The sequence below is a fragment of the Parabacteroides chongii genome, assembly GCF_029581355.1.
GTDB lineage: Bacteria > Bacteroidota > Bacteroidia > Bacteroidales > Tannerellaceae > Parabacteroides > Parabacteroides chongii.
Genome location: NZ_CP120849.1, coordinates 4249352 through 4272086 on the forward strand (window position 1 = coordinate 4249352; position 22735 = coordinate 4272086).

Consider the following 22735-nt stretch of genomic DNA (forward strand, 5'->3'; position numbering starts at 1 on the left):
AATATAAAACTAATAAGTGTCCGCTAATGTTTAAAACGGAAATATTAAAGGCAGTACAAAGATCATAATAATTCCCATAATAATCTGCAGGGGTAACCCGACTTTCACATAATCCATAAACGTATACTTACCTGCCGACATCACAAGCGCATTGGGCGGTGTGGAGAATGGCGAGGCAAAACACATACTGGCTCCGACCGTTACAGCAAGCAGGAACGGATAAGGACTTACGCCTAAAGAAAGGGCTGACTGTAAAGCGATAGGTGCTACCAGTACGGCTGTTGCCGTATTACTGATGAACATCGTCAGTAGTGAAGTCGTGAAATAGATACCCGCCATCAGGACAAGCGGTCCGTAATTACCCAGGCCCCCAACCAGCTTTTCAGAGATCAGCGACGAGGCTCCTGTCTTTTCCAGTGCCAGCGACATCGGTAGCATGGCGGCGATCAGGACGATACTTTCCCAGTTGATCGTCTTATACGCATCTTCCACGTTCCGGAAACATCCGGTCAGTACCATTAATATGGCAGCTATCAGCACGGCAGCGACAGGTGGGATAGGTATAAAGTCGAAAACCATGGCTGCGATCATCAGGATCATGATACCGGCAGCAACGGGCGCTTTGTAGTCGAGTGTGACTTTGGATGCCTCTTCGACTGGTTGTCCCAATACTACCCATTGCGATTGTTTCTTGCTCATACGGGCAATATCATCCCAGTTCCCTTGAATAAGCAGAAGATCACCCGCGTGCATCTTTACATCTTTTACGTCGGACAGGATATACTCGTTACCCCGTTCTATTCCCAGGATATTGACGGAATATTTATCGCGGAAACCGGAATCTTTGACAGCCCTGTTGATCAGCTTGGAATCGGGCAACAATAAAACTTCTGCGATGCCGATTTCACGGATGCTCAGTTTTTCATTATCGCCGGTAAATTCGGAAACCTTGGATTCGGTCAGGTCCAGATGATTTTCTTCTACGAACTTATTAATATTATCGAAGCTGCCGAATACATATAATATATCTTCTTCCTGTATTTCGGTATTAGGACCTGCCAGCTTTTGGTCGACTGTTTTCATGAAACGGCTCTGTGAGGAAGATTTACGTCTGATCTCCAGAATCGTCAGATTGTATAGGCTGGTGATGTTCAGTTCCTGTAGTTTCTTGTTCCGTATTCGTGAATCTTTATGGACACGTACACGGTACAGATTATCGGAAAGGCTATACTTGTTTGCCAGTTCCTGCGGTGAACGTCCGGTAGACGCATCGTTCTTTTTAGTATCTTCTTTTTTGGAAAGGAACCATTTGCTGAGCGGGATCAGGATAATGATACCGACAGTTATACAGACAATACCGATCGGAGTGAATGAAAAGAAGGACAGGTCATTATAACCTGCATTGGAAAGTGCTTCCTGCACAACAAGGTTGGGAGGAGTACCGATCAGAGTCGCCATACCTCCCATACTGCTTGCAAATGCCAGCGGCATAAGGAAACGGCTCGGGCTGATATTGGCATTTACAGCCATGCTGACAACGATAGGGAGCATCAGGGCTACGGTCCCTGTGTTGCTGACGAAAGCCCCGATAAAGGCTGTCACCAACATGATCAGAATGAAAAGTTTGATCTCGCTGGTACCTGCCAGCTGCAATATTTTACTGCCGATCATTTTTGCCAGGCCGGTCTTGAAGATCGCACCGCCTACCACAAACAACCCAACCATCATGATAACGACGGAATTGGAGAAACCAGAAAGGGCTTCTTCGGGAGTCAGGATGTTGAACACCATTAAAAGGACCAGGGCACATAGTGCAACAAGGTCAGAACGTATTTTCCCATTAACAAAAAAGACTGCCGACAAGGCTAGAATAATAAGAGTTGTTATCATAAAATGTTTTTAAGATGGTTTTTACTAAAGATAAAATCCCACTGTAATATAAACCGGAAAGTTCGTTTATATGTTTACCCCAATACTTATTTTAGTACAAAAATAGTAGAAACAATGGAATGACGGAGAAAATACATAAATAATTGCATGGCAATGATGAAAATACTATCTTCGCAGGATTGTTAACAACGACTGATGTGAAGAAATGAAGAAGTGTTTTTATCTTATTGTGGCCTTATTGTGTTTTAGTCTGTCTGTTTCCGCTGCTCCGATATCCCGTATCAAGGGGAAAATTGTGGATGCCGGAACAAATCAGCCATTAGATTTTGCGGATGTGCTCCTGTTTAAAAAAGGAGAGAGTAATCCTGTGTTCCATGCTTTGCCTGACAGGGACGGAAGTTTTGGTATTACAGATGTGCAGAACGGAGAATATAGCCTGATGATCCGGCTGGTAGGGTATGATCTGTTTACCCGTCCGGAGATCGTGCTGGCATCATCGTCTGCCATAGTCGACCTGGGAACGATTGCCATGAAACCGCTGGAAGTCGGTTTGGCGGAAGTAGAGGTCGTAGCGCAGAAAAAGCAGGTGATATATAAGCTCGACAAGAAAGTGATCGAAGCCTCTTCGAATATGCTGGCGAGTGGAGGAACGGCTGTCGATATTCTGGAAAATACACCTTCTATCCGTGTGGATGCGGAGGGGGAGGTCTCTTTCCGTGGGAGTACAGGCTTTGCTGTTTATGTGGACGGTAAGCCGAGTGTTTTCAGCGGGACCCAGGCTTTGGAACAGATCCCTTCCGGACATATTGAAAATATAGAAATCATTACTACCCCGTCGGCACGTCATGATACGGGGGGCGATGTCGGGATTATTAATATCATCACTAAGAAACATGCACAGCACGGATTCAGCGGAATGGTGAACCTTACAGGAAGTACTTTCCTGTCACGTGGAGTCGATTTCCTGCTTACCCAACAGAACAAATCTTCCCGCTGGTATTTTGGCGGAGGCTGGACCGACCGTTTGCGGAAAAGTGATTTTGATCAGGAAAAGACAACGATCGTGGCCGATACGGCAACAACCTCCCATTCGAAGGGACCCCGTGAGAGTAATAATTTCAACTATTCCTTAAAAGCGGGTTGGATGTATACTTTGCCCCATACCACATTCAATGCCGATCTGGAAGGTGGTTACGGCGGTCGTACCCGTACCGGGGATTTGGACTATACGGAAGAACGTATGGTCGATAAGAAGCCTTTTGAAAAAGGAGATTATTACAGTCGTGACGATTACGACCTGCATGAAACTTATTTTCAGGGGAGTGTGGGTTTTGACCATCAATTCAATGATAACGGCCATCAGCTTACAGGAAGTTTTTATCTGAAATATGGTGGAAATGCAATGGAATATTTTCAAAGCGACCTTTTCAACAAGAATAATGAACGCGAACAGGGACACCGTGCCTGGGAGGACGAACATCGCTGGACGGTGCGTGGAAATCTGGATTATATGTATCCTTATAGTAAAACCGGACACATCGAGGCTGGCTATCAGTATTTTTCCTATCTGGAGGACGGCGATTACAGCATGCAGTTCTGGAGCCCCGAGAAACAAGAATTTTACTGGAGGGATGATATCTACAATACTTTTTATTTCCAGCACGGCATCAATTCGATCTATGCTATTGTCGGCGACAGCTATAAGTCGTTCGATTTCCAGGCTGGTGTAAGAGGGGAACATACACATCGTGTTCTACGCAGTTCGATTCCCGGAAAGAACCGTGAATATAATAAATTCGAGTTTTTCCCTTCGGTTCATCTGGGATATACTTTCCCGAAAGATCATAAATTGATGGCATCCTATTCACGTCGTATCACACGTCCGGAGCTTTTCTTTATGGAACCTTATATTACGTATCGTGACTATTATTCTGCCGAGATCGGTAACCCGGATATCCGTTCGGAATATATCAATTCTTTTGAGCTTAACTATAAGAAGAATATCGGCGACCATACGGTTTCCGCCACAGTCTTTCACCGTAGTCGGAAAGATAAGATAGAACGGTTACGTGTTCCTTATCAGGCAGGTGTGACATTGGATTCTATGGCAAATGTGGGGCATGATTATTCTACAGGACTGGAGTTGAGCGGTCAGGTTCAGCTGACCCGTTGGTGGAATGTGAATCTGAACGGTAGCCTATATCATTATAAGGTAAAGAATCAGTACAAACAGGATGGAACGAATGAGAAAAGTACCAATTACGATATTATCTGGAACAACGCTTTCGATTTGGGCAAATCGACCCGTATCCAGTTGGATGGGAATTTTGTCGGACCGTCGGTTACTACACAGGGGCGAACAGATGCTTTCTGGTATGTGAATCTGGCTGTCCGTCAACAATTGATGAATCGTAAACTGTCGGCTACGCTTGCTTTCCGTGACGTCTTCAATTCCGCGCGTTACGTAAGCAAGATTACTACTTCCGACTTACAATCCATTACCCGTATCCGTCCGAATTATCCGCTTATTACGTTGACATTGAGTTATACATTCAATAACTTCAAAGCGAAGACTTCCCAGCGGAAAGAAGATCACGATCTGTTTGAAGGGACGAATCATTAATACAAGCCTACTTTCTTCCCTCTTTCCATGCTGTTGTTCACTCCGGAGATTATGCTCCACTTATACTGATAGGCTTATTGATCATCGTAAAAAATAAAACAGGAAAGGATTATTTCTTTGTTTTGGGCACGGTTTTATTGAATAATGTCTTATTTTGTGCACTGGCGGGCGTACTTTGGAGTACAAATAATAAACTTATAATAAAAAAATGACAACAATTAGAAACAATGGCCCTTTGATGGCTGAGATTGGCCGTATCGCTGAGGTGGCAGGTTATCTTTGGACAAATGGATGGGCGGAACGAAACGGAGGAAATATATCTGTAAACCTGACTGGTTTATTGACATCGGAAGAGATGGTTTTGCCTGCTCTTGCTCTTGCGACTCCATTGCAGGAAGCAATGACGGCTTTGGGAGGACACGTATTTTATGTGACCGGAACAGGGAAGCGGATGCGTTATGTGGCACAGGATCCGTTTGCGAATGGTGCGTTGATCCGGATTGCCCCGGATGGAAAAAGCTATGAGGTCATAGCCGAACAACTGGTTGCTCCGACCTCGGAACTGCCGTCTCACTTGTTGATGCATAACTATCTTCGCTCATCAGGTCGTGATAACAGGGTCGTTTTGCATACGCATCCGACCGAACTGATCGGTATGACACATTGTAAACCTTTCCTCGATTCCAAAGTGCTTACCCGTACATTGTGGAGTATGATCCCGGAATGCCGGATCATTGTTCCGAAAGGGGTAGGGATTGTTCCTTACGAAACACCCGGCACGATCGAACTGGCTCATGCTACGATCAGACAGCTCGAAAAACATGATGTGGTATTTTGGGAGAAACATGGAATATTAGCGGTAGGCGAGGACCTGATCGAATGTTTTGATGCGATCGATACTTTAAGCAAATCATCGAAAATCTATCTGAGTGCCCGTATGGCTGGGTTTGAACCGACAGGTATGACCGATCAGCAGTTGGATGATCTGGTTCCGGCATTCGGTTTATAATGATTTCCATTCTGTATAAAAAGTCATATTATGAGAAAATATCTGTTACTATGTGTGTTTGCCGGATTTTTGGTTTCTGCGGAAACAAAAACGAAAATGGATTGGAAAGCGCATTGGATTAATACCGAACAATGCCAAAGTGCAAGTAATACCTGGCTGGCTTATCGTAAAACGGTAAACCTGACCGATGTACCTCGGACACTGACGGCGCATATTGCTGCCGATAGTAAGTATTGGCTGTGGATCAACGGACAGATGGTCGTATTTGAAGGTGGTTTGAAACGAGGACCTTCTCCTTGCGATACTTATTATGATTCGGTAGAGATAGCTCCTTATCTTACTACCGGAGAAAATACAATTGCTGTTCTGGTATGGCATTTTGGAAAGAATGGTTTCAGCCATGTGAATAGCGGGTTGGCTGCTTTGTTATTTGAAGCTGTAGCTCCCGGAATAGAGATCGTATCGGATAAAAGTTGGAATTGCAGGGTTTATGATGCTTATCAGAACACTGAGGCTCCTCATCCGAATTACCGATTGTCGGAGAGTAATATCCGCTTTGATGCCCGCAGAGCATTGGAAGGATGGAACCAGCCCGGATATAAAAATTCGTTTCCCGGAGCAGAGATCGCTTCGATAGTGGGTAAAGCCCCTTTAGGGGAGTTGGTTGAGCGTCCGATACCGTTGTTCAAGGATTATGGTCTGAGGGAGTATCCGGATGTCCGGCAATCGGCAAATGGAGATACCTTGTTTTGTCGTTTGCCATATAACTGTCAGTTTACACCTTATCTGAAGGTTGAGGCGGCTGATGGTGCTACGATTCATATGCAGACGGATAATTATTGGGGGGGAGGACCTGAGAATGTCCGTGCCGAATATATTACCCGTAATGGAATACAGGAATATGAAAGTTTCGGCTGGATGAGCGGTCATGAGATGTGGTATATTCTTCCCAAAGGAGTGAAAGTGTTGAACGTTAAATATCGTGAGACAGGTTATGATACAGAGTTTGCCGGAGCGTTCCAATGTAACGATCCGTTCCTGAATGAACTTTGGAAACGCTCGGCGAGGACCTTGTATATTACAATGCGCGATAACTATATGGATTGTCCCGAGCGGGAACGAGCTCAATGGTGGGGTGACGAAGTGAATGAGTTGGGCGAAGCCTTCTATGCTCTTTCTCCTTCTTCGCATAAGTTAGCTGTCAAAGGTATTTACGAATTGATGAACTGGCAGCGTCCGGACGGTTCTTTATTTGCTCCGGTACCTGCCGGGAACTGGTCGAAAGAACTACCTTTGCAGATGCTGGCATCAGTGGGCTGGTATGGTTTCTATACGCAATATTATTATAGTGGCGACAGTACGTTTGTTCCTGTCATTTATGATCGTTTGCATCGCTATCTGCATGAAACATGGACAGTCGATAAAAGTGGCCTGCCTGTCGAACGCAGCGGAGAATGGAGTTGGGGCGATTGGGGTGAACAGATCGACATGGGGGTTCTGACAAACTGTTGGTATTACCTGGCTCTGAAAGCAGAAAAGGAATTTGCCTTGCAGTTGGGAAAGAAAGAGGATGCAGAAGAGATATCCCGTATGATGTATAGTATCGAACAGTGTTTTAATACAAAATTCTGGACAGGCACGGCTTACCGGTCTCCGGGGTATAGGGGTGAGGATGACGATCGGTCGCAGGCTATGGCGGTTTTATCCGGACTGGCTCCGGAAGAGAAATATCCGGCCCTTCTGAAAGTTTTGAAAAAAGAATATCATGCCAGTCCGTATATGGAAAAGTATGTATTGGAAGCTCTGTTCCGGATGAATGCTCCTGATGTTGCCCTGCAAAGGATGAGAGACCGGTATGCCGGTATGTTAAGCTATAAGGAATATACAACCTTATTTGAAGGCTGGGGTGTCGGTGCTGAAGGATTTGGAGGCGGAACGATCAACCATGCATGGAGCGGTGGTCCGTTAACGTTATTGAGTCAGAAGGTTTGTGGTATCGAGCCGACCTCTCCCGGCTTCCGCACATTTCGTGTAAAACCTCAAATGGGGGCTCTGACTGAAGCATCGGCTATAGTTCCTACTCATTATGGGGATATAAAGGTAAAATTACGTAAGTCGGGACGAAATATACTGGTCGAAATAGAGGTGCCTGAACAGGTAAGTGCAGAGGTTGTTTCTCCTAAAGGGAAAATACAGAAAATAGGCTCCGGTTCTTATAATTTAAAGTGTCCCTTTTAATCGGGGCACTTTTTGTATTAATTCTGACGAATGATTTAAGTTTTATATATTGTTTCCTAACCTTACATTATCTACTTTTGCCCCGGAGAATAAAACGATTATTTATCAATGGCAAAAAGGAAAGGTAAAGCAAAATCGCGGAAAAAAAAGAGTCAGGAGCCATCCTGGGTTTCTGTAATCCGGCGTACTTTTGTTCTTGCGGCTTTGCTTGTGATTTGTTTTATTGGAGTTTTGTACGTATACAATTATTTATATCCTGTTTCCGAAAAGAAAACCGTAGTTGTGGAGCAGAAGAAACCGGCTGCTCCCGTATCCCCATCCGTACCGGGTGAAATAAAACCTTCCGTACCGAAAGCTGCAACATTTAAAATACCGGCAAATGCCGAGATCCCGAAATTACAGGCGAAACGTTCTGAACAGGTGATTCGTCATGAAGGATATACTGTTTCCTATAATTCCGATTACAAAATAGCCAATTGGGTTGCTTATGAGCTTACTGGCGAAGAGGCTAAAAGTAAGAAGGCGGAGCGCTCGAATAAGTTCGTCCCCGATCCGGCTGTTAAAGGAGCGACGGCTACGAATGAAGATTATACGCGTACGGGTTATGACCGGGGACATCTGGCTCCTGCCGGTGATATGAAATGGTCGGCAAAGGCGATGCGTGAATCGTTTTATTTCAGTAACATCTGTCCGCAAAAACCAGGATTGAACCGGGGGATTTGGAAAGAACTGGAGGAACAGAGCCGTTTGTGGGCAAAAGACTACGGGTCTTTATTGATTGCTACCGGTCCTGTGATCACGGATGGCATGAAGCAAATGGGGAAAAACAGAGTAGGAGTTCCCGGAGCATTTTACAAAGTGATTTGCTACGTTTCGGGAAATGAATATAAAGCAATTGCATTTATCCTGGAAAACAGAGACTACAAAAAGACATCTTTGAAGTCGATGGCTATTCCTGTGGATAGCGTGGAAAAGGTGACAGGCATAGATTTTTTCCCTGCAGTTCCTGATGAACAGGAAAAAAGAATGGAAGCAAAAATAGATTGGGACAGTTGGTCCTTTTGATACAAGCAAATTTTACAAGCAGAAGCAAATGTGATGTGTTGCCACCCGGTACTGAAGGGGCGCAGAAGTTGAAACAATTAGTAGAAAATGAATGTTGTATAGCTATGACTTAACGCGTAGTTTATATGACTTTGTATGAGCATATAATTAACAAAAAATCAATAACAAAATGCAAGTTATCATGAATGGTAAATTAATTCCCGTTTTTGTGTTGGCAGCATTGATGTCTTGTAGTCAACCTCCGGTGAAAGAGCAGGGGCCTCGTCCGGTGAAGTTGGCGGAAGTAACATCTTTGAATGTTGTGGAAAAGTCGTTCAGCGGCGTTGTTTCGCCTGACCAGTTCAGCGACCTGGCGTTTAAGATGTCCGGACCACTTATTTCTTTGAACGTGGAAGAAGGGCAGAAGGTTCGTACCGGACAAGTAGTAGCAGAAATAGATCCACAGGATTTTAAGTGGGATTATGAAGCAAAGAAGGCTTCTTTCCAGACTGCACAGGCTCAGTTACAGCGTGCAGAAAGACTATTGGCAAAACAGGCCATCTCTCAACAGGAATATGAATCGACAAAGGCTGCCTATTCCAATGCGCAGGCTGCTTTCGAAAATTCACAGAATACTTTAGAGCAGACAAAGCTGAGAGCTCCTTTCGACGGATTCATCCAGAAGAAGTATGTAGAGAATTATCAGAAAGTCCAGATGGGACAGGGGATTGTATGCCTGATCAATCCGAATAAGTTACAGGTCCAGTTCACTATGCCTGAAACTAATATTACTTATTTTTCAACACCTTACACGATTTATGTAGAGTTTGACAATTACAAAGGTGTCCGTTTTAAAGCGAAAGTAAAGGAATATGTGGAAGCTTCTCCTGATGGTTCGGGGGTACCTGTATTTCTTTACATCGATGATCCGGCATTTAATTTGGAAAAGTATAAGATCGCTGTCGGCTTTTCTTGTCGTGTGATTCTGAATATCGAAAGCCAAAGTTTCAATGAAGGAGCGGTATTGGTTCCTTTATCTGCTGTAGTAGCCGACGAAGTAAACAGTGATAATAAATTTGTATTTGTATATAATCCGCAGACGCAGAAAGTAGAGCGCCGTAAAATCACAGAAAAAGAACTGGTGGGAAAAGACGGTGTTGTTGTTACAGATGGTTTGAAAGCCGGTGAACGGATCGTTACTGCCGGAGTAACCCGCCTGGTAGAAGGACAACAAGTAAAAGTATTAACAGATTAAGAAGATAAACAATGAATATTCCAAAATATTCTTTAGAGAATAGTAAGATCATATACTTCTTCTTGGCTGTCATGCTGATAGGTGGTATATATTCTTTCTTCAAATTACCGAAAAAGGAAGATGCCCCCTTTGTAATCAAACAGGCTGTGTTGGTTACGCAATATCCGGGAGCAACACCTTTTGAAGTGGAAAAGCTGATCACAGAACCCATCGAAAGGGAAATCCAGTCGATGTCTGATGTGTTTCAGATCAAGTCGGAATCCTATTTCGGGATGTCTAAGATTTCTATTGAACTGCAACCCACTTTGGATCCGGATTATATGCCTGTCAAGTGGGATGAACTTCGCCGTAAAGTAAATAACATACAGCCGCGCCTTCCGAGCGGAGCGTCCTCTATTTCTGTGAGCGATGACTTTGGTGATGTATTCGGTATTTACTATGCACTGACAGCCGATGACGGTTATACATATGATGAACTGAGAGACTGGGCACAGAAGATCAAAACAGAACTGTCTCCTGTTCCGGGGGTTCAGAAAGTCTATCTGTTCGGTGAGCAGACACAGGTGATAAATGTAAAGATTTCTGTTCCTAAGCTGGCAAACCTCGGGATCGATCCTAACTCGATCCAGCAAGTGTTACAGACACAGAATCTGCTGGTGAATACGGGAGAGATCAATACCGGTGAATATGATCTGCGTGTCAGGGCTGAAGGTACTTATAAAGATATTCAGGACATCCGTGATCAGCTGATTGTCACAAAAAGCGGAGGTGAAGTCCGGCTGGGTGATATTGCTGTTGTTGAACGGGGATATATGGATCCTCCGTCGAATCTAATGCGTGTGGACGGTAAACGTGCGATCGGTATCGGTGTGGCTACCGGTGCGAAAGACGATGTGGTGGCTGTCGGTAATGATGTTGCCAGTCATCTGGATGAAATGCAGGAACTCTTTCCTGTCGGGATGGATTTGAAAACGATCTATCCGGAAAATAAGATTGCCGATGAAGCGAACAATGGTTTTATCCTGAATCTGATCGAATCTTTACTGATTGTAATTGTAGTCATCTTCCTGGTGATGGGGTCGCGTGCCGGTATGCTGGTAGGTAGCTCGCTTCTGTTCTCCGTTGGTGGTACATTATTATTAATGTTGATCTGGGGAGTCGGTCTGAACCGAACATCATTGGCGGCATTTATCATTGCAATGGGTATGTTGGTGGATAATGCGATCGTGGTAACGGATAATGCACAGGTAGGTATCAAGCGCGGTTTATCTCGTTACCAGGCATTGATAGAGGGAGCTACCAAGCCTCAGTGGGCATTGTTGGGAGCAACCTTTATTGCGGTCTGTTCATTCTTGCCTATGTACCTGGCTCCGGCATCAGTAGCCGAGATCGTTAAACCATTGTTTATTGTGCTGGCCGTTTCGCTGGGATTAAGCTGGGTGCTGGCTTTGACTCAGACGACTACGTTCGGTAACTTTATTCTGAAAGAAGCCAAGCCGGGAGAATCACAGGATCCGTACGATACAAAGTTGTATCATAAATTTGAAAATGTTCTCGGACGACTGATCAAGCGTAGATATATTACAATTACTTCTGTCGTTGCGATGTTGTTCCTGTCTCTGTTTATCATGGCAATTATGCCACAAAGTTTCTTTCCGATCATGAACAAACCTTATTTCCGTGCCGATCTTATCTTCCCGGAAGGCTATAGTATCCGTGATGTGGAACGGAATGTAAAATCGATAGAAGAGTATCTGAGCAAGAATGAAAATATCAAATCATATTCGTTTACACTGGGAGGTTCTCCGGTTCGTTACTATCTGGCAAGTTCGTCGGTGGGACCGAAGCCTAACTTTGCCAATGTGCTGATCGAGACTAAGAATGCAGAAGATGCACAGGCAGAAGAAGGTAAATTCTACGATTATATGGTTGCCAATTATCCGAGTATCCTGACTCGTTCAGCCTTGTTTGCATTGTCTCCTGTGCCTGATGCAGCCATAGAGATTGGTTTTATCGGGGATAATGTGGATACGCTGGCGGCATTGACAGAACAGGTGAAGGAGATTGCCAGGAAGTATGATCAGGTGATGGAAGTTCGTGACAGCTGGGGTAACAAGGTGCCGGTATGGAAACCTTTATATTCGCAGGAAAAGGGATTACGTTTGGGTATTACCCGTCAGCAGGTTGCTTATTCATTGCGTTCGGCAACGAATGGTGTACCTTTGGGTGAATACCGTGAAGGGGATGTTTTCATGCCTATCTTGTTGAAAGATGCAGATAAAGATTCGATCAGCCTGAACGATTTGAAGAGTTTGCCTGTTTATAGTGCCAAAGGACGTTCTGTAAAGGTGGAACAGGTGATCGATGATTTCTCATTGGATTATGATTATGCAGTGGTGAAGCGTTTTAATCGTCAGCCTTATATGATGATGCAGTGCGAGCCGAAGCGTGGTGCTAATACCATGGCTGCTTTCAGCCATCTGTGGGAGGAAGTACAGCAGCAGGTCAAGGTACCGGAAGGTTACAAGCTTCAGTATTTTGGTGAACAGAATGAACAGGATAAAGGTAATAAGGCGATTGCTGCCAATATTCCTTTGATGTTTGGTTTGATTTACGTGACATTGTTGTTCCTGTTCCCGAAATATTACCGGAAACCGGTTTTGATTATGGCTATGTTGCCGCTTATTTTTATCGGTGTTGTACTGGGATTGCTGGTGTTCGGAAAATCGCTCGACTTCTTTGCTATGCTGGGATTGCTGGGACTGATCGGTATGAATATCAAGAATGCAATTGTGCTTGTCGATGAGATCGGGTTACAGATGAATAGTGGTCTGGAGCCGGTCAAAGCTGTGGTAGAAGCAACTAAAACACGTATTGTCCCTGTAACAATGGCTTCGGGTACGACCATTTTGGGTATGCTTCCTTTGTTGGGAGATGCGATGTTTGCCGGCATGGCTGCAACGATTATGGGGGGGCTGTTCGTTTCAACAATCCTGACCATCTTCGTGCTTCCGGTCACCTATTGTATATTCTTTAAGATTAAATCTGAATAAGATATGAAAAGTAAACTGATAATAGGTTGTATGTTATTGGGTGCCCTGGCTGCAAAAGCACAGGTGCAGCCCATCTCGGCAACCGAATATAAAGAAAAAGTACTGGAATACAGTCGCCAGATCAAGCAGAGTTCGGAAGAACGGATAGCTATGCAGCATGCTATAAAGGCAGCTAAAACGGCATTCTTTCCGGCTGTGGATTTTTCCGGTAGTTACCAATATCGTATAAACAAGTATGAATTGGGGATGGGGGAAGGTATCCCTGGTATCGAAATGGATCATAATACCTATAGCCTGGGAGCTACGGTGAGCCAGCCTATCTATGCCGGCGGACAGATCTATAACAACTATAAAGCTGCAGAGATACAGGGACAGATTGCTGATGAGGCGGAAGAACTGACGACTGACAATATTGTCTATGCTGCCGATATGAACTATTGGTCTGTGGCAGCCCGCAAAGGTATGTATGATGTCATGACACAATATGTTGATATTGTACAGGAGCTGGCAAATGTGTTGACTCTCCGTTTTCAGGATGGACAAATCAGTAAAACGGACCTGTTACAGGTCCAGGCACGTTTGAAAGAAGCCGAACTGAATAAAAGTTCGGCTTATGAGGATTACCAGATCGCACTGCAGAACCTGAATGTCCTGATGGGTGTTCCCCCTATGGAGCCGATCACGATTGCCGATTCTATTACAATGGTTCTGCCGTTGCCCATACAGGTTGGTGAATCTGCAGCTTTGGAAAATCGTCCTGATTATCTGATCTCTAAACTGAATATCGAATATCAGAAAAGGCAGATCAATCTTTCAAAGGCTAAATATAATCCGACTTTGTCGGTCGGTTTTCAGGGATCATGGGGAACTTCCATGCTGAATGTGAAAGGTTCCGATAATTTGTGGACACCGGCTGTCTTTGCTTCTTTGAAAATTCCATTGTTCCGTTGGGGAGCACGTTTTAAGGAAGTAAATTCACAGAAGGCTATTCTTCGGAGCAAAGAGTATGCAATGGATAATACGCGCGACCAGATTACACAGGAGGTTGCCAACGCCTGGACGAGCCTGACGGAAAATACCAAACAGATCAACGTAGCCGAAGAGGCTTGTAAGATCGCTGAAGAGAATCTCGATTTGAATACTTTCAGTTATAACGAAGGTAAGCTTCCGATTGTCGACGTGCTTTCCGCCCAGCTTTCCTGGATACAATCTTATAGCAGTCTGATACAGACTTGGTATCAACAAAAAGCTTCCCTGGCACAATACAATAAAGCTATTGGCATTCGCCGCATGCAATAATGTAACTGCTATGTAAATAAAAACGGCTATCGGATTTTTTTGATTCCGATAGCCGTTTTTATTTATTAGATATTTATTCTTAACTCAGGGCTTTCAGCGAAACGAAGAATGTGGACCCCTTACCTTCTTCCGATTCGAACCAAAGGTCTCCGTCATGCTGTTCGACAAAGTCTTTACAAAGCATCAATCCCAGTCCGGAACCTTTTTCATTATTTGTTCCGTAGGAGGTGAAGTGGGTATTTTGCTTTAACAGCTTATCCTGGTCTTCTTTCTTTATACCCTTACCTGAATCTTTCACGCTGATAACGACAAAATCACCTTCTATCTTGGAAGCGATCGAGATCGTTCCACCTTCAAAACTAAACTTGATGGCATTTGAAATAAGATTTCTGATGACTGTTTTAATCATGTCTATATCGACAAAACCGGATAATTCTTTATCCATATTTTGTAACTGGATAGTCAACCCCTTTTGGGTTGCCATAGGGATATATATTTCAGCGGTGCTTGAAACCAAACTGTTGATATCGGTTTCCTGTTTGTATACGTTCTGCTTCTTTAAACGGTTTTTTGCCCATTTAAGTAAGTTATCCAGCAACAGGAATATCTCTTCTGATGTTTTATTCATCATCTGAAGCATTTCAAAAACTTCGGGGCTAACCTGGTCTTTATCCACCATCATAAGAATGGCGTTGTTCATCATTTTTAAAGAGCCAAGAGGCGAGCGTAAGTCATGGGCAATAACAGAATACAGGGTGTCTCTCGATTCGATTGTGTTTTCCAGTTCCTGCTTGATTTGTTTAATGCTGAATAATTCGAAACGGTGTGCTACACGTTTGACCAATTCCTCTCTTTGGAAAGGTTTCGTGACATATTCCGTAGCTCCCAGTTGGTAACCTTTTACTATACTCTGCATATCACTTAGAGCAGACATGATAATAACAGGTATATCGTTCGTGTCCGGATTACTTTTCAGATGTTGTAAAACTTCGTATCCATCCATCTCCGGCATCATTATATCTAATAGTATGAGATTAGGGTGCTTGTCATGTGCCAGGCGGAGAGCCTTGGTACCGCTGTCACAAGTGAGTAACCTGTAACCTTCTTTTTTTAATATAGCTTGTACTAACATGACGTTGGTTGGAACATCGTCAACGATCAATACTGTATATCCTGCTGCTAAATTATCCATATCAAATATAAACTTTTCTTGATATTCAATCACTATGCGTATACAAAAATATTAATAAAGTTTGAATATATCGGGGTTTTCATTGTTACATTTTCTAATTATTTTTTCTACTGGCTTCTTTTTGCTTTTGCCCAGGCCCCATTCCCTTTATTTCCAGCTAAATAGAAAAATCCTCTGATCACATTAATGTTCATGAAGGAAAAGTAATAGGGGATAAAAAACAACTTGTTTCGTACATTTTTCTGTTCCATTATATAACCGGCGTAGGCCATCATATAAAAGGCGACTTGTAAAAGTAGCAATAATATATATGTAAATTCTCCCTTACACGCTAAAAATATATTTAATGGTATTAATAAGAATAATATTATAGGTGTAATCGTCCATCGCAGAACACGGTGGCTCACGAACTGAAAGCTAAGTATTCCGTAGCGGAATATATTAAACAGACTACGCAGGCGCCAAACGGACTGTAAACCTCCGGCGGCAATGCGTATCTTGCGTTTTTCTTCTTCTTTCATATTAAGGGAGGCTGTTTCGGTTGCGTAAGCTTCTTTGCAGTAGGCTATCTTATATCCTTTCTGTGCGATACGGAGCGATAAGATGAAATCGTCGAGGAGGGTATCGGAAGGCATTTGTTCAAATAGTTCAGTCCGTACGGCAAATAATTCACCAGCTGCTCCTACAGCTGAATATAATCGGAAATCCAATGCTTTTAAAGCAGATTCGTATTTCCAGTAAATGCCTTCCCCGGCAGTTGCTCCTTGTGCTGTTTTTGTTTCTACTCTTTTTTCACCGGCCACACATCCTACTTTCGGGTTGGAGAATTGGCGGACAATTTCATGTATAGCTTCCTTATTAAGCATCGTATTCGCATCAGTGAAAATAACATAGGGTGTCGTTATATATTGTATGCCCCGGTTCAGAGCTGCCGTTTTTCCTTTGCGTTCCGGCTGGAAAAGTACGGTAACATCCGGATATTGCTCCAAAAGTTCATTAGTCCGGTCATTCGAACCGTCTGTAACCCAAACAATTTTCAGTTTGTCTTTGGGATACGCGAGGGCATGACAATTATCCATCTTGGACGCAACAATATCTTCTTCATTATATGCTGCGATGAAGAGGGTTACATCAGGGAGCGGATCCGGTAATAGAGGATGGGCAGGTTTAGAAAATAATTCTTTTATTCGTACCATTATATATAATAGTATTCCATATCCAAGATATGTATAAAAAATGAGGAATAGTCCTATCCAGAATAAGTATTCAATGATAATATATAAATGGTCCATCTTAGATTATAATAAAAAAATGTTTAGTAGATGCAAATGTAATAAAGTTTTTATAACAAATATGGAAAACCTATGATTTCTTTGAGTTTCTAATGAAAAATAAGCGTTCTTTTGAAAATATAGTGAATGTTTTTGTTACTTTTGTGCATGTATAAGTTTGTGTAAATTTGTAAAATATGACATTTTTATATTGGGTTGAAATTGTTTTATTTGTTTGTTTCCTTATTAATATCGTTTATTTGCTATTTTTTTCCATAGCATCATTAAATAAGGGTAAGCAATTGCATAATTTTTCTTTTAAGGATCATAAGCGAATAGCGATCTTAATACCTGCTTATAAGGAAGATCAGGTCATTGTAGAGTGTGTGCATTCGTGTATGCAACAGGTCTATCCCAAAGATAAATATGATATTGTTGTTATTTCTGACCGGATGGAGGAAGAAACCAACATTTCCCTATCAGCTTTGCCGATAAAGCTTGTAAAAGTTTTTTTTAAGAATAGCACAAAGGCGAAAGCATTGAATTTTGCGATGGAGCAAATCGGTGATTCCTATGATATTGCCGTTGTTTTGGATGCGGACAATGTGATATATCCTGATTTTCTGAATAAAATGGATGAAATTTTTTCCAATCCGCATGTTCAGATTGTACAAGCGCACCGCAAAGCGAAAAATCTAAATACTAATTTATCCGTGCTGGATGCTGTGAGCGAAGAGATTAATAATAGCATATTCCGGTTAGGACATGCGAGGGTCGGTTTGTCTGCTGCATTGATCGGTTCGGGAATGGCTTTCGGTTATTCTTTATTTAAAGAAATAATGTTGACAATAGATGCGGTCGGAGGTTTTGACCGGGCTTTGGAACTCTCACTGATAAAAGAAGGAAAACGGATCTATTATTTGCCTGAGGTAGATGTGCTGGATGAAAAAGTTCAGAGCCATGCCAATTTTTCAAACCAACGGCGCAGATGGCTTTCTGCTCAGATTCATTATTTAGGCAAATTTATAGGAGATGTACCTGCCGCTTTATTGAAAGGTAACTGGGATTTTTGTGATAAGGTTTTCCAGCAGATGAGCATTCCCAGGATATTATTGGTTGGAATTACTTTTATTATCGCTTTTGGATTGTCCATAATTCAATGGAACATTTCGATAAAATGGTGGGTAATCTTTTGGGTATTAGTATTTTCATTATTAATCTCCATTCCTAAAGAGTTATTTAACAAAAAATTGTTGGTTGCGTTGTTCGAGTTGCCTTATTCTTTTCTGTTGATGTGTCTTAATTTATTCCGTTTGAAAGGAGCTAATAAGAAATTTATTCATACTAAACATGGGACGGAATAGAAAATGGAGGTAAATCAGATAAAGGTCGGTGCATTTCTCAGTTATGTAATAATAGCATTAAATAATGTAATAGGGTTATTATACACTCCGTTCATGTTGAGAATGATGGGCCAAACCGAATATGGACTGTATTCTTTGGTTGCTTCTGTTGTTGCCTATCTTACTGTTTTAGACTTCGGGTTTGGAAATGCAATTGTAAGATATACTGCAAAGCTAAGGGCGGAAGGAGATAAGGAAAAGCAATATGAGATGTTTGGTGTTTTTCTTATCTTATATTCAGTTATCGGACTTCTCACTTTTTTGATCGGATTAGTTATATATACTAATGTAGATGTTCTTTTTAAAGTGACGATGTCTCTTGAAGAGATGAGTAAAGTTCGTATAATGTTACTGCTGATGATCTGTAATCTGGCTTTTACGTTTCCAATGAGTATTTTCGGATCTATCATTACAGCCTACGAGAATTTTATTTTTCAGAAAGTAGTTAATCTGCTTCGTATCATACTGAATCCTGTCGTAATGATTCTTATGCTTTTAATGGGATACAGGGCAATAGGTATGGTAGTGATAGTTACTATATTCAATGTATTAACTTTATTAATTAATGCATGGTATTGCTTCTATAAATTGAAGATCCGGGTTAAAGTCAGGAGAAGTGGTTTTGATTGGGGTTTTTTAAAGGAAGTATCCGTTTATTCGTTCTGGATCTTTCTAAATGCGATTATGGATCGTATCTATTGGGATTCCGGACAGTTCATTTTAGGTGTTTATACCGGTGTAAGTATCATCGCTGTTTATGCTGTAGCCTTACAGTTAGTCAATATTTATAAAGGGTTTTCTACTGCGATTGCGGGTTTATTTCTTCCCCGGATAACGGCAATGGTCACGAATAATGAGGGGGATGGCAGAATTTCCGATTTGTTCATAAAGACTGGAAGGCTCCAGTATATCATTATGGCGTTTATATTATCCGGATTTGTTGTATTTGGAAAATATTTCATCATCTTTTGGGCGGGTCCGGATTATGTTGAGGCTTATTACATTGCTTTGGTCCTTTTTGTTCCCTTATTTATACCTTTAATACAGAATATAGGAATTACGATCTTACAGGCAAAAAACAAAATGAAGTTCCGTTCTATTTTATACGCAATTCTATCTATTGGCAGTTTGGGTATTTCTATCCCTTTAGCTAAACAATATGGTGGGATAGGATGTGCAGTCGGTACTGCATCAGCGTTAGTGATTGGCCAGATCATTATTATGAATATCTATTATCATAAGAAAGTTGGACTTGATATGATTGAATTCTGGAAAGAGATAGGTCGGATGTCTGTCGTTCCGGCTTTGCTTTGTTCTACTAGTCTTGTATTGTTACAGTATATACACCTGGATTCATTGCTGTTATTTGTGGTTGCGGTCATACTATTTTCAATTGTTTATATGATTACTTTTTGGTTTAAAGGAATGAATCAATACGAAAGAAACTTGTTTTTAAAACCGATTAAAAAAGTATTAGGTAAATAAAATGATAAAATTACAGAATAAGAAAGATTGCTGCGGTTGTTATGCCTGCATGAACAGTTGTCCTCTTGCATGTATTGAAATGCAGGAAGACGCGGAAGGCTTTGCTTATCCGGTTGTAAATGAGGAAAGGTGTATAAGTTGTGGATTATGTGAGAAAGTTTGTCCGGTTCTTAATAATTTACAACCTCGTAAACCTCTTTACGTTTATGCAGTGAAAGCAAAGTCACAGAAAATACGTAAGAATAGCTCTTCGGGTGGGGTTTTTAGTCTATTGGCAGAACAAGTGATACAGAAGGGAGGTATTGTTTTTGGTGCCTGTTTTGATGAAAATAATAAAGTAGTACATCGCTATACCCGGACTAAAGAAGGTTTAGAAGCTTTTAGAGGTTCCAAATATGTACAAAGCGAGATTGGTAGTGCTTATAAAATTGTTGAAGACTTTTTAAAATCAGACCAGGTTGTCTTGTTCTCCGGAACACCCTGTCAAATCCGGGGACTTCATTTGTTTTTAAAGAAGTTTTATCCGAATCTGTTGACTGTTGATATTATTTGCCATGGTGTCCCAAGCCCTAAAGTCTGGAATGCATATCTCACACAGGTATCCAAAGGTATGTCGCAGTATAAAATCGAGAATATAAATTTTCGAGATAAACAATATGGGTGGAGAAACTTCGGTTTTTCATTGAATTATGTAAAAGACAAACATGTTATACATTTGATTGAACCCAAGTATCTCAATTATTATATGAGAGGATTTTTATCGGATATCTTTCTTAGACCTTCCTGTTATCAGTGTCCGGTAAGATCATTAAAAAGCGGAAGTGATATTACCCTGGGTGATTATTGGGGAGGAGCTGGTGATTTGCTTGATTTTTTTGATGACAAGGGTGTTAGTGCCGTTTTATTAAATACTCAGCCTGGCGTCGATTATTTCAATATTTTGGATGCAGAGAAAAGAGACTCTTCTTACAAAGATGTTTTGGCAGGAAATCAATCGTTAGAGCAATCACATTCAGAGCCGGAAAAAAGAACCCTTTTTTATGCCTCGTTTGAACATGAATGTTTTTATTCGCTGATTGATAGATTGATCAGACTGAGTTTTAAAGAGCGGATAAAGTTGTTTATATTAAATTTTCGTATGCGAATTAATAAATTGAATAAATAAGATATTATGAAAATAGGTATTTTGACTTTACCGCTTCATACAAATTATGGAGGTATTCTACAAGCTTATGCGCTTCAGTCTGTATTAAATAGTCTGGGGCATGACGCTGTACTGATAAATTTGCCGGTAGTCCGTGCGAACAAGAGGATCAGAATGACCGAGTTTTTTAAACGGTTGGTTAAGAAATTTCTATTATTTAAAAACATCCCGTTAAATGCATGGCCTACTGCAAAAGAAGCAGAGATTATGGCTAAGCATATTATACCTTTCGTTCAGCAGCATTTACATGTAATCGAATGCCCCGATAAAAAATATCTTTTAGATGTAACTGTTAAAGAGAAGCTGAAAGGGTATGTTGTAGGTAGTGATCAGGTTTGGCGGCCTGCTTATTCTGCTACTGTATCAAGCTTCTTTTTAGATTTTTTACCGGATACGGAATATCTGAAGATATCTTATGCAGCTTCTTTTGGTATAGATGTATGGCCTTTCACCGAAGAAGATAGCATAAAGTTCGGTAATTTGCTAAAAGCCTTTAAGGCAGTATCAGTTCGGGAAGATTCAGCTGCGACTTTATGTAAGACGCATTGGAATATAGATGCAAAGTTAGTTTTAGATCCTACCTTGTTGCTTGACAAGCGAGATTATATGAAACTATACGATTTGAAACCGAATGAGGATAATCAAACGATTATGGTTTACATATTAGATAAAAATTCTTTCAAAACGAATGTTGTAAAAGAAATTTCCAGTTTAATAGGTTTACCTGTAAATGAAGTGGGAGCAAAAGACAAGTATTGGAATGTTGGTAGTAAAGGAATAGAAAAATGTATTGTACCTCCTATTTCGGAGTGGATTGCAGGATTTATGAATGCCGGATTTGTAGTCACCGATTCTTTTCATGGTATGGTGTTCTCTATTTTGTTTGAGAAATCGTTTATTTGTATTGGAAATAAAACAAGAGGGATAAGCCGGTTTACATCCTTGCTTAAATTATTCAGACTTGAAGATCGTTTGATCTATTCATCGGATGACTTTAGTCGCGATATAATTAATAAACCTATTGATTACAGGCAAGTGGATATTATTCGTCAGCAGGAAAAACTCAAATCAGTATCGTTCCTGTCCGATGCGTTCTCAATCCATCTCAACAAAAGTTTTCATAAATAATTCCTTCATTCCTTCAGGACTGGTTTTATACAATTGATTTTATGCATTTTATGTATGAATGATTTTTTTATCGACTGAAGGAAACCGTCTTATTTTAGGCAAATTCCTTCATATCTTTTTTTAAAACTGACAGAAGTTCCAGCTTACTCTTCCTGTACAAAGTAATGCTTAAATAATAGGCCAGTAAGTATTAATCAATTTATTGTAAATCTGAAAGTTATAATCTTTTTGTTGTTTTACATCTGTCAAACGCTTGTTCGATAGATGTAAAACAAGCGTCTGACAACTGACAAACAAGCGTTCGATAGCTGACAGACAGAAAAAAAGACAGGACAACCGAGTTAAAAGGTCATTATTCACGTGTTAGAATAAAAGAAGCTTACAGATAACCTTTCAGTGGAAACTCCCTCTTTTTATAGCATCGGATATCATTACAGATGAATGAAAAAATAATAATTAAAGAACTTTCCTGCATGTCTAATAATTTCCTTCATTCGTAAATAACACATAATCAATTGTATAAAACCAGTCCTGAAGGAATGAAGGAATTATTTATGAAAACTTTTGTTGTATCAGTATATCCTAATCCATAGGTAAAACAAGACCTTGTGTTGCAGGCTCTGCTTTATAAAAGGTTCAAT

The 22735-nt window shown here is 41.3% G+C and carries 14 protein-coding genes; 11 read left to right on the top strand and 3 right to left on the bottom strand.

Going from position 1 to position 22735, the window contains the following annotated elements:
• Positions 1–30: 30 nt before the first annotated feature.
• Positions 31–1890, bottom strand: a complete 1860-nt coding sequence (locus P3L47_RS15920; protein WP_122359809.1) for an SLC13 family permease — start codon at positions 1888–1890, stop codon at positions 31–33.
• Positions 1891–2095: 205 nt separating this feature from the next.
• Here P3L47_RS15920 and P3L47_RS15925 point away from each other — a divergent pair, with 205 nt between their 5' ends.
• The 7 genes from P3L47_RS15925 to P3L47_RS15955 all read left to right on the top strand — a co-directional run bounded on the left by P3L47_RS15925 (position 2096) and on the right by P3L47_RS15955 (position 14411).
• Positions 2096–4513 carry a TonB-dependent receptor gene (locus tag P3L47_RS15925; protein WP_277781439.1) on the top strand — a complete coding sequence of 806 codons (2418 nt, stop codon included), beginning with the start codon at positions 2096–2098 and terminating at the stop codon, positions 4511–4513.
• A gap of 208 nt (positions 4514–4721) precedes the next feature.
• Entirely contained in the window at positions 4722–5522 is an 801-nt protein-coding gene (gene rhaD / locus P3L47_RS15930; protein WP_122359811.1) for a rhamnulose-1-phosphate aldolase, read from the top strand.
• 30 nt (positions 5523–5552) lie between these two features.
• Positions 5553–7760, top strand: a complete 2208-nt coding sequence (locus P3L47_RS15935) for an alpha-L-rhamnosidase-related protein (protein ID WP_277781440.1) — start codon at positions 5553–5555, stop codon at positions 7758–7760.
• 108 nt (positions 7761–7868) lie between these two features.
• Entirely contained in the window at positions 7869–8825 is a 957-nt protein-coding gene (locus P3L47_RS15940) for a DNA/RNA non-specific endonuclease (protein WP_277781441.1), read from the top strand.
• A 181-nt stretch (positions 8826–9006) separates the two neighbouring features.
• Complete coding sequence (locus P3L47_RS15945; protein WP_277781442.1) at positions 9007–10059, top strand: efflux RND transporter periplasmic adaptor subunit; 1053 nt, start codon at positions 9007–9009, stop codon at positions 10057–10059.
• 11 nt (positions 10060–10070) lie between these two features.
• On the top strand, positions 10071–13112 hold the full coding sequence (locus tag P3L47_RS15950; RefSeq protein WP_122359814.1) for an efflux RND transporter permease subunit: 3042 nt from the start codon (positions 10071–10073) through the stop codon (positions 13110–13112).
• A 3-nt stretch (positions 13113–13115) separates the two neighbouring features.
• Positions 13116–14411, top strand: coding sequence for a TolC family protein (locus tag P3L47_RS15955; RefSeq protein ID WP_277781443.1), 1296 nt, complete (start codon positions 13116–13118; stop codon positions 14409–14411).
• Between the two features lie 79 nt (positions 14412–14490).
• On the opposite strand, the gene P3L47_RS15960 is transcribed toward P3L47_RS15955, so the two are convergent.
• Together P3L47_RS15960 and P3L47_RS15965 are read right to left on the bottom strand one after the other, a co-directional pair.
• Positions 14491–15603, bottom strand: a complete 1113-nt coding sequence (locus P3L47_RS15960; protein WP_122359816.1) for a hybrid sensor histidine kinase/response regulator — start codon at positions 15601–15603, stop codon at positions 14491–14493.
• Positions 15604–15710: 107 nt separating this feature from the next.
• A complete protein-coding gene (locus P3L47_RS15965; protein WP_277781444.1) occupies positions 15711–16895 on the bottom strand; it encodes a glycosyltransferase family 2 protein in 1185 nt (394 codons plus the stop codon).
• A gap of 176 nt (positions 16896–17071) precedes the next feature.
• On the opposite strand from P3L47_RS15965, the gene P3L47_RS15970 reads away from it, so the two are divergent.
• From P3L47_RS15970 to P3L47_RS15985, 4 genes are read left to right on the top strand one after another with little or no spacing between them, the layout of a single operon-like run.
• Positions 17072–18238 carry a glycosyltransferase family 2 protein gene (locus P3L47_RS15970; protein WP_277781445.1) on the top strand — a complete coding sequence of 389 codons (1167 nt, stop codon included), beginning with the start codon at positions 17072–17074 and terminating at the stop codon, positions 18236–18238.
• A gap of 3 nt (positions 18239–18241) precedes the next feature.
• On the top strand, positions 18242–19762 hold the full coding sequence (locus P3L47_RS15975; RefSeq protein WP_277781446.1) for an oligosaccharide flippase family protein: 1521 nt from the start codon (positions 18242–18244) through the stop codon (positions 19760–19762).
• 1 nt (position 19763) lies between these two features.
• The gene (locus P3L47_RS15980; RefSeq protein ID WP_277781447.1) at positions 19764–20927 is read left to right on the top strand and encodes a Coenzyme F420 hydrogenase/dehydrogenase, beta subunit C-terminal domain; all 1164 of its coding nucleotides are present in this window, start codon (positions 19764–19766) and stop codon (positions 20925–20927) included.
• Between the two features lie 6 nt (positions 20928–20933).
• Positions 20934–22094 carry a polysaccharide pyruvyl transferase family protein gene (locus P3L47_RS15985; RefSeq protein WP_277781448.1) on the top strand — a complete coding sequence of 387 codons (1161 nt, stop codon included), beginning with the start codon at positions 20934–20936 and terminating at the stop codon, positions 22092–22094.
• The last annotated feature ends 641 nt before the right edge of the window (positions 22095–22735 follow it).

Excerpts from the sequence above, each read along its gene's own strand:
- P3L47_RS15920 (WP_122359809.1), bottom strand. The coding sequence starts at position 1,890 with ATGATAACAACTCTTATTATTCTAGCCTTGTCGGCAGTCTTTTTTGTT.
- P3L47_RS15980 (WP_277781447.1), top strand. The coding sequence starts at position 19,764 with ATGATAAAATTACAGAATAAGAAAGATTGCTGCGGTTGTTATGCCTGC.
- P3L47_RS15975 (WP_277781446.1), top strand. The coding sequence starts at position 18,242 with ATGGAGGTAAATCAGATAAAGGTCGGTGCATTTCTCAGTTATGTAATA.
- P3L47_RS15925 (WP_277781439.1), top strand. The coding sequence starts at position 2,096 with ATGAAGAAGTGTTTTTATCTTATTGTGGCCTTATTGTGTTTTAGTCTG.
- P3L47_RS15935 (WP_277781440.1), top strand. The coding sequence starts at position 5,553 with ATGAGAAAATATCTGTTACTATGTGTGTTTGCCGGATTTTTGGTTTCT.
- P3L47_RS15985 (WP_277781448.1), top strand. The coding sequence starts at position 20,934 with ATGAAAATAGGTATTTTGACTTTACCGCTTCATACAAATTATGGAGGT.
- P3L47_RS15940 (WP_277781441.1), top strand. The coding sequence starts at position 7,869 with ATGGCAAAAAGGAAAGGTAAAGCAAAATCGCGGAAAAAAAAGAGTCAG.
- P3L47_RS15955 (WP_277781443.1), top strand. The coding sequence starts at position 13,116 with ATGAAAAGTAAACTGATAATAGGTTGTATGTTATTGGGTGCCCTGGCT.
- P3L47_RS15950 (WP_122359814.1), top strand. The coding sequence starts at position 10,071 with ATGAATATTCCAAAATATTCTTTAGAGAATAGTAAGATCATATACTTC.
- P3L47_RS15960 (WP_122359816.1), bottom strand. The coding sequence starts at position 15,603 with ATGGATAATTTAGCAGCAGGATATACAGTATTGATCGTTGACGATGTT.
- P3L47_RS15970 (WP_277781445.1), top strand. The coding sequence starts at position 17,072 with ATGACATTTTTATATTGGGTTGAAATTGTTTTATTTGTTTGTTTCCTT.
- rhaD (WP_122359811.1), top strand. The coding sequence starts at position 4,722 with ATGACAACAATTAGAAACAATGGCCCTTTGATGGCTGAGATTGGCCGT.
- P3L47_RS15945 (WP_277781442.1), top strand. The coding sequence starts at position 9,007 with ATGAATGGTAAATTAATTCCCGTTTTTGTGTTGGCAGCATTGATGTCT.
- P3L47_RS15965 (WP_277781444.1), bottom strand. The coding sequence starts at position 16,895 with ATGGACCATTTATATATTATCATTGAATACTTATTCTGGATAGGACTA.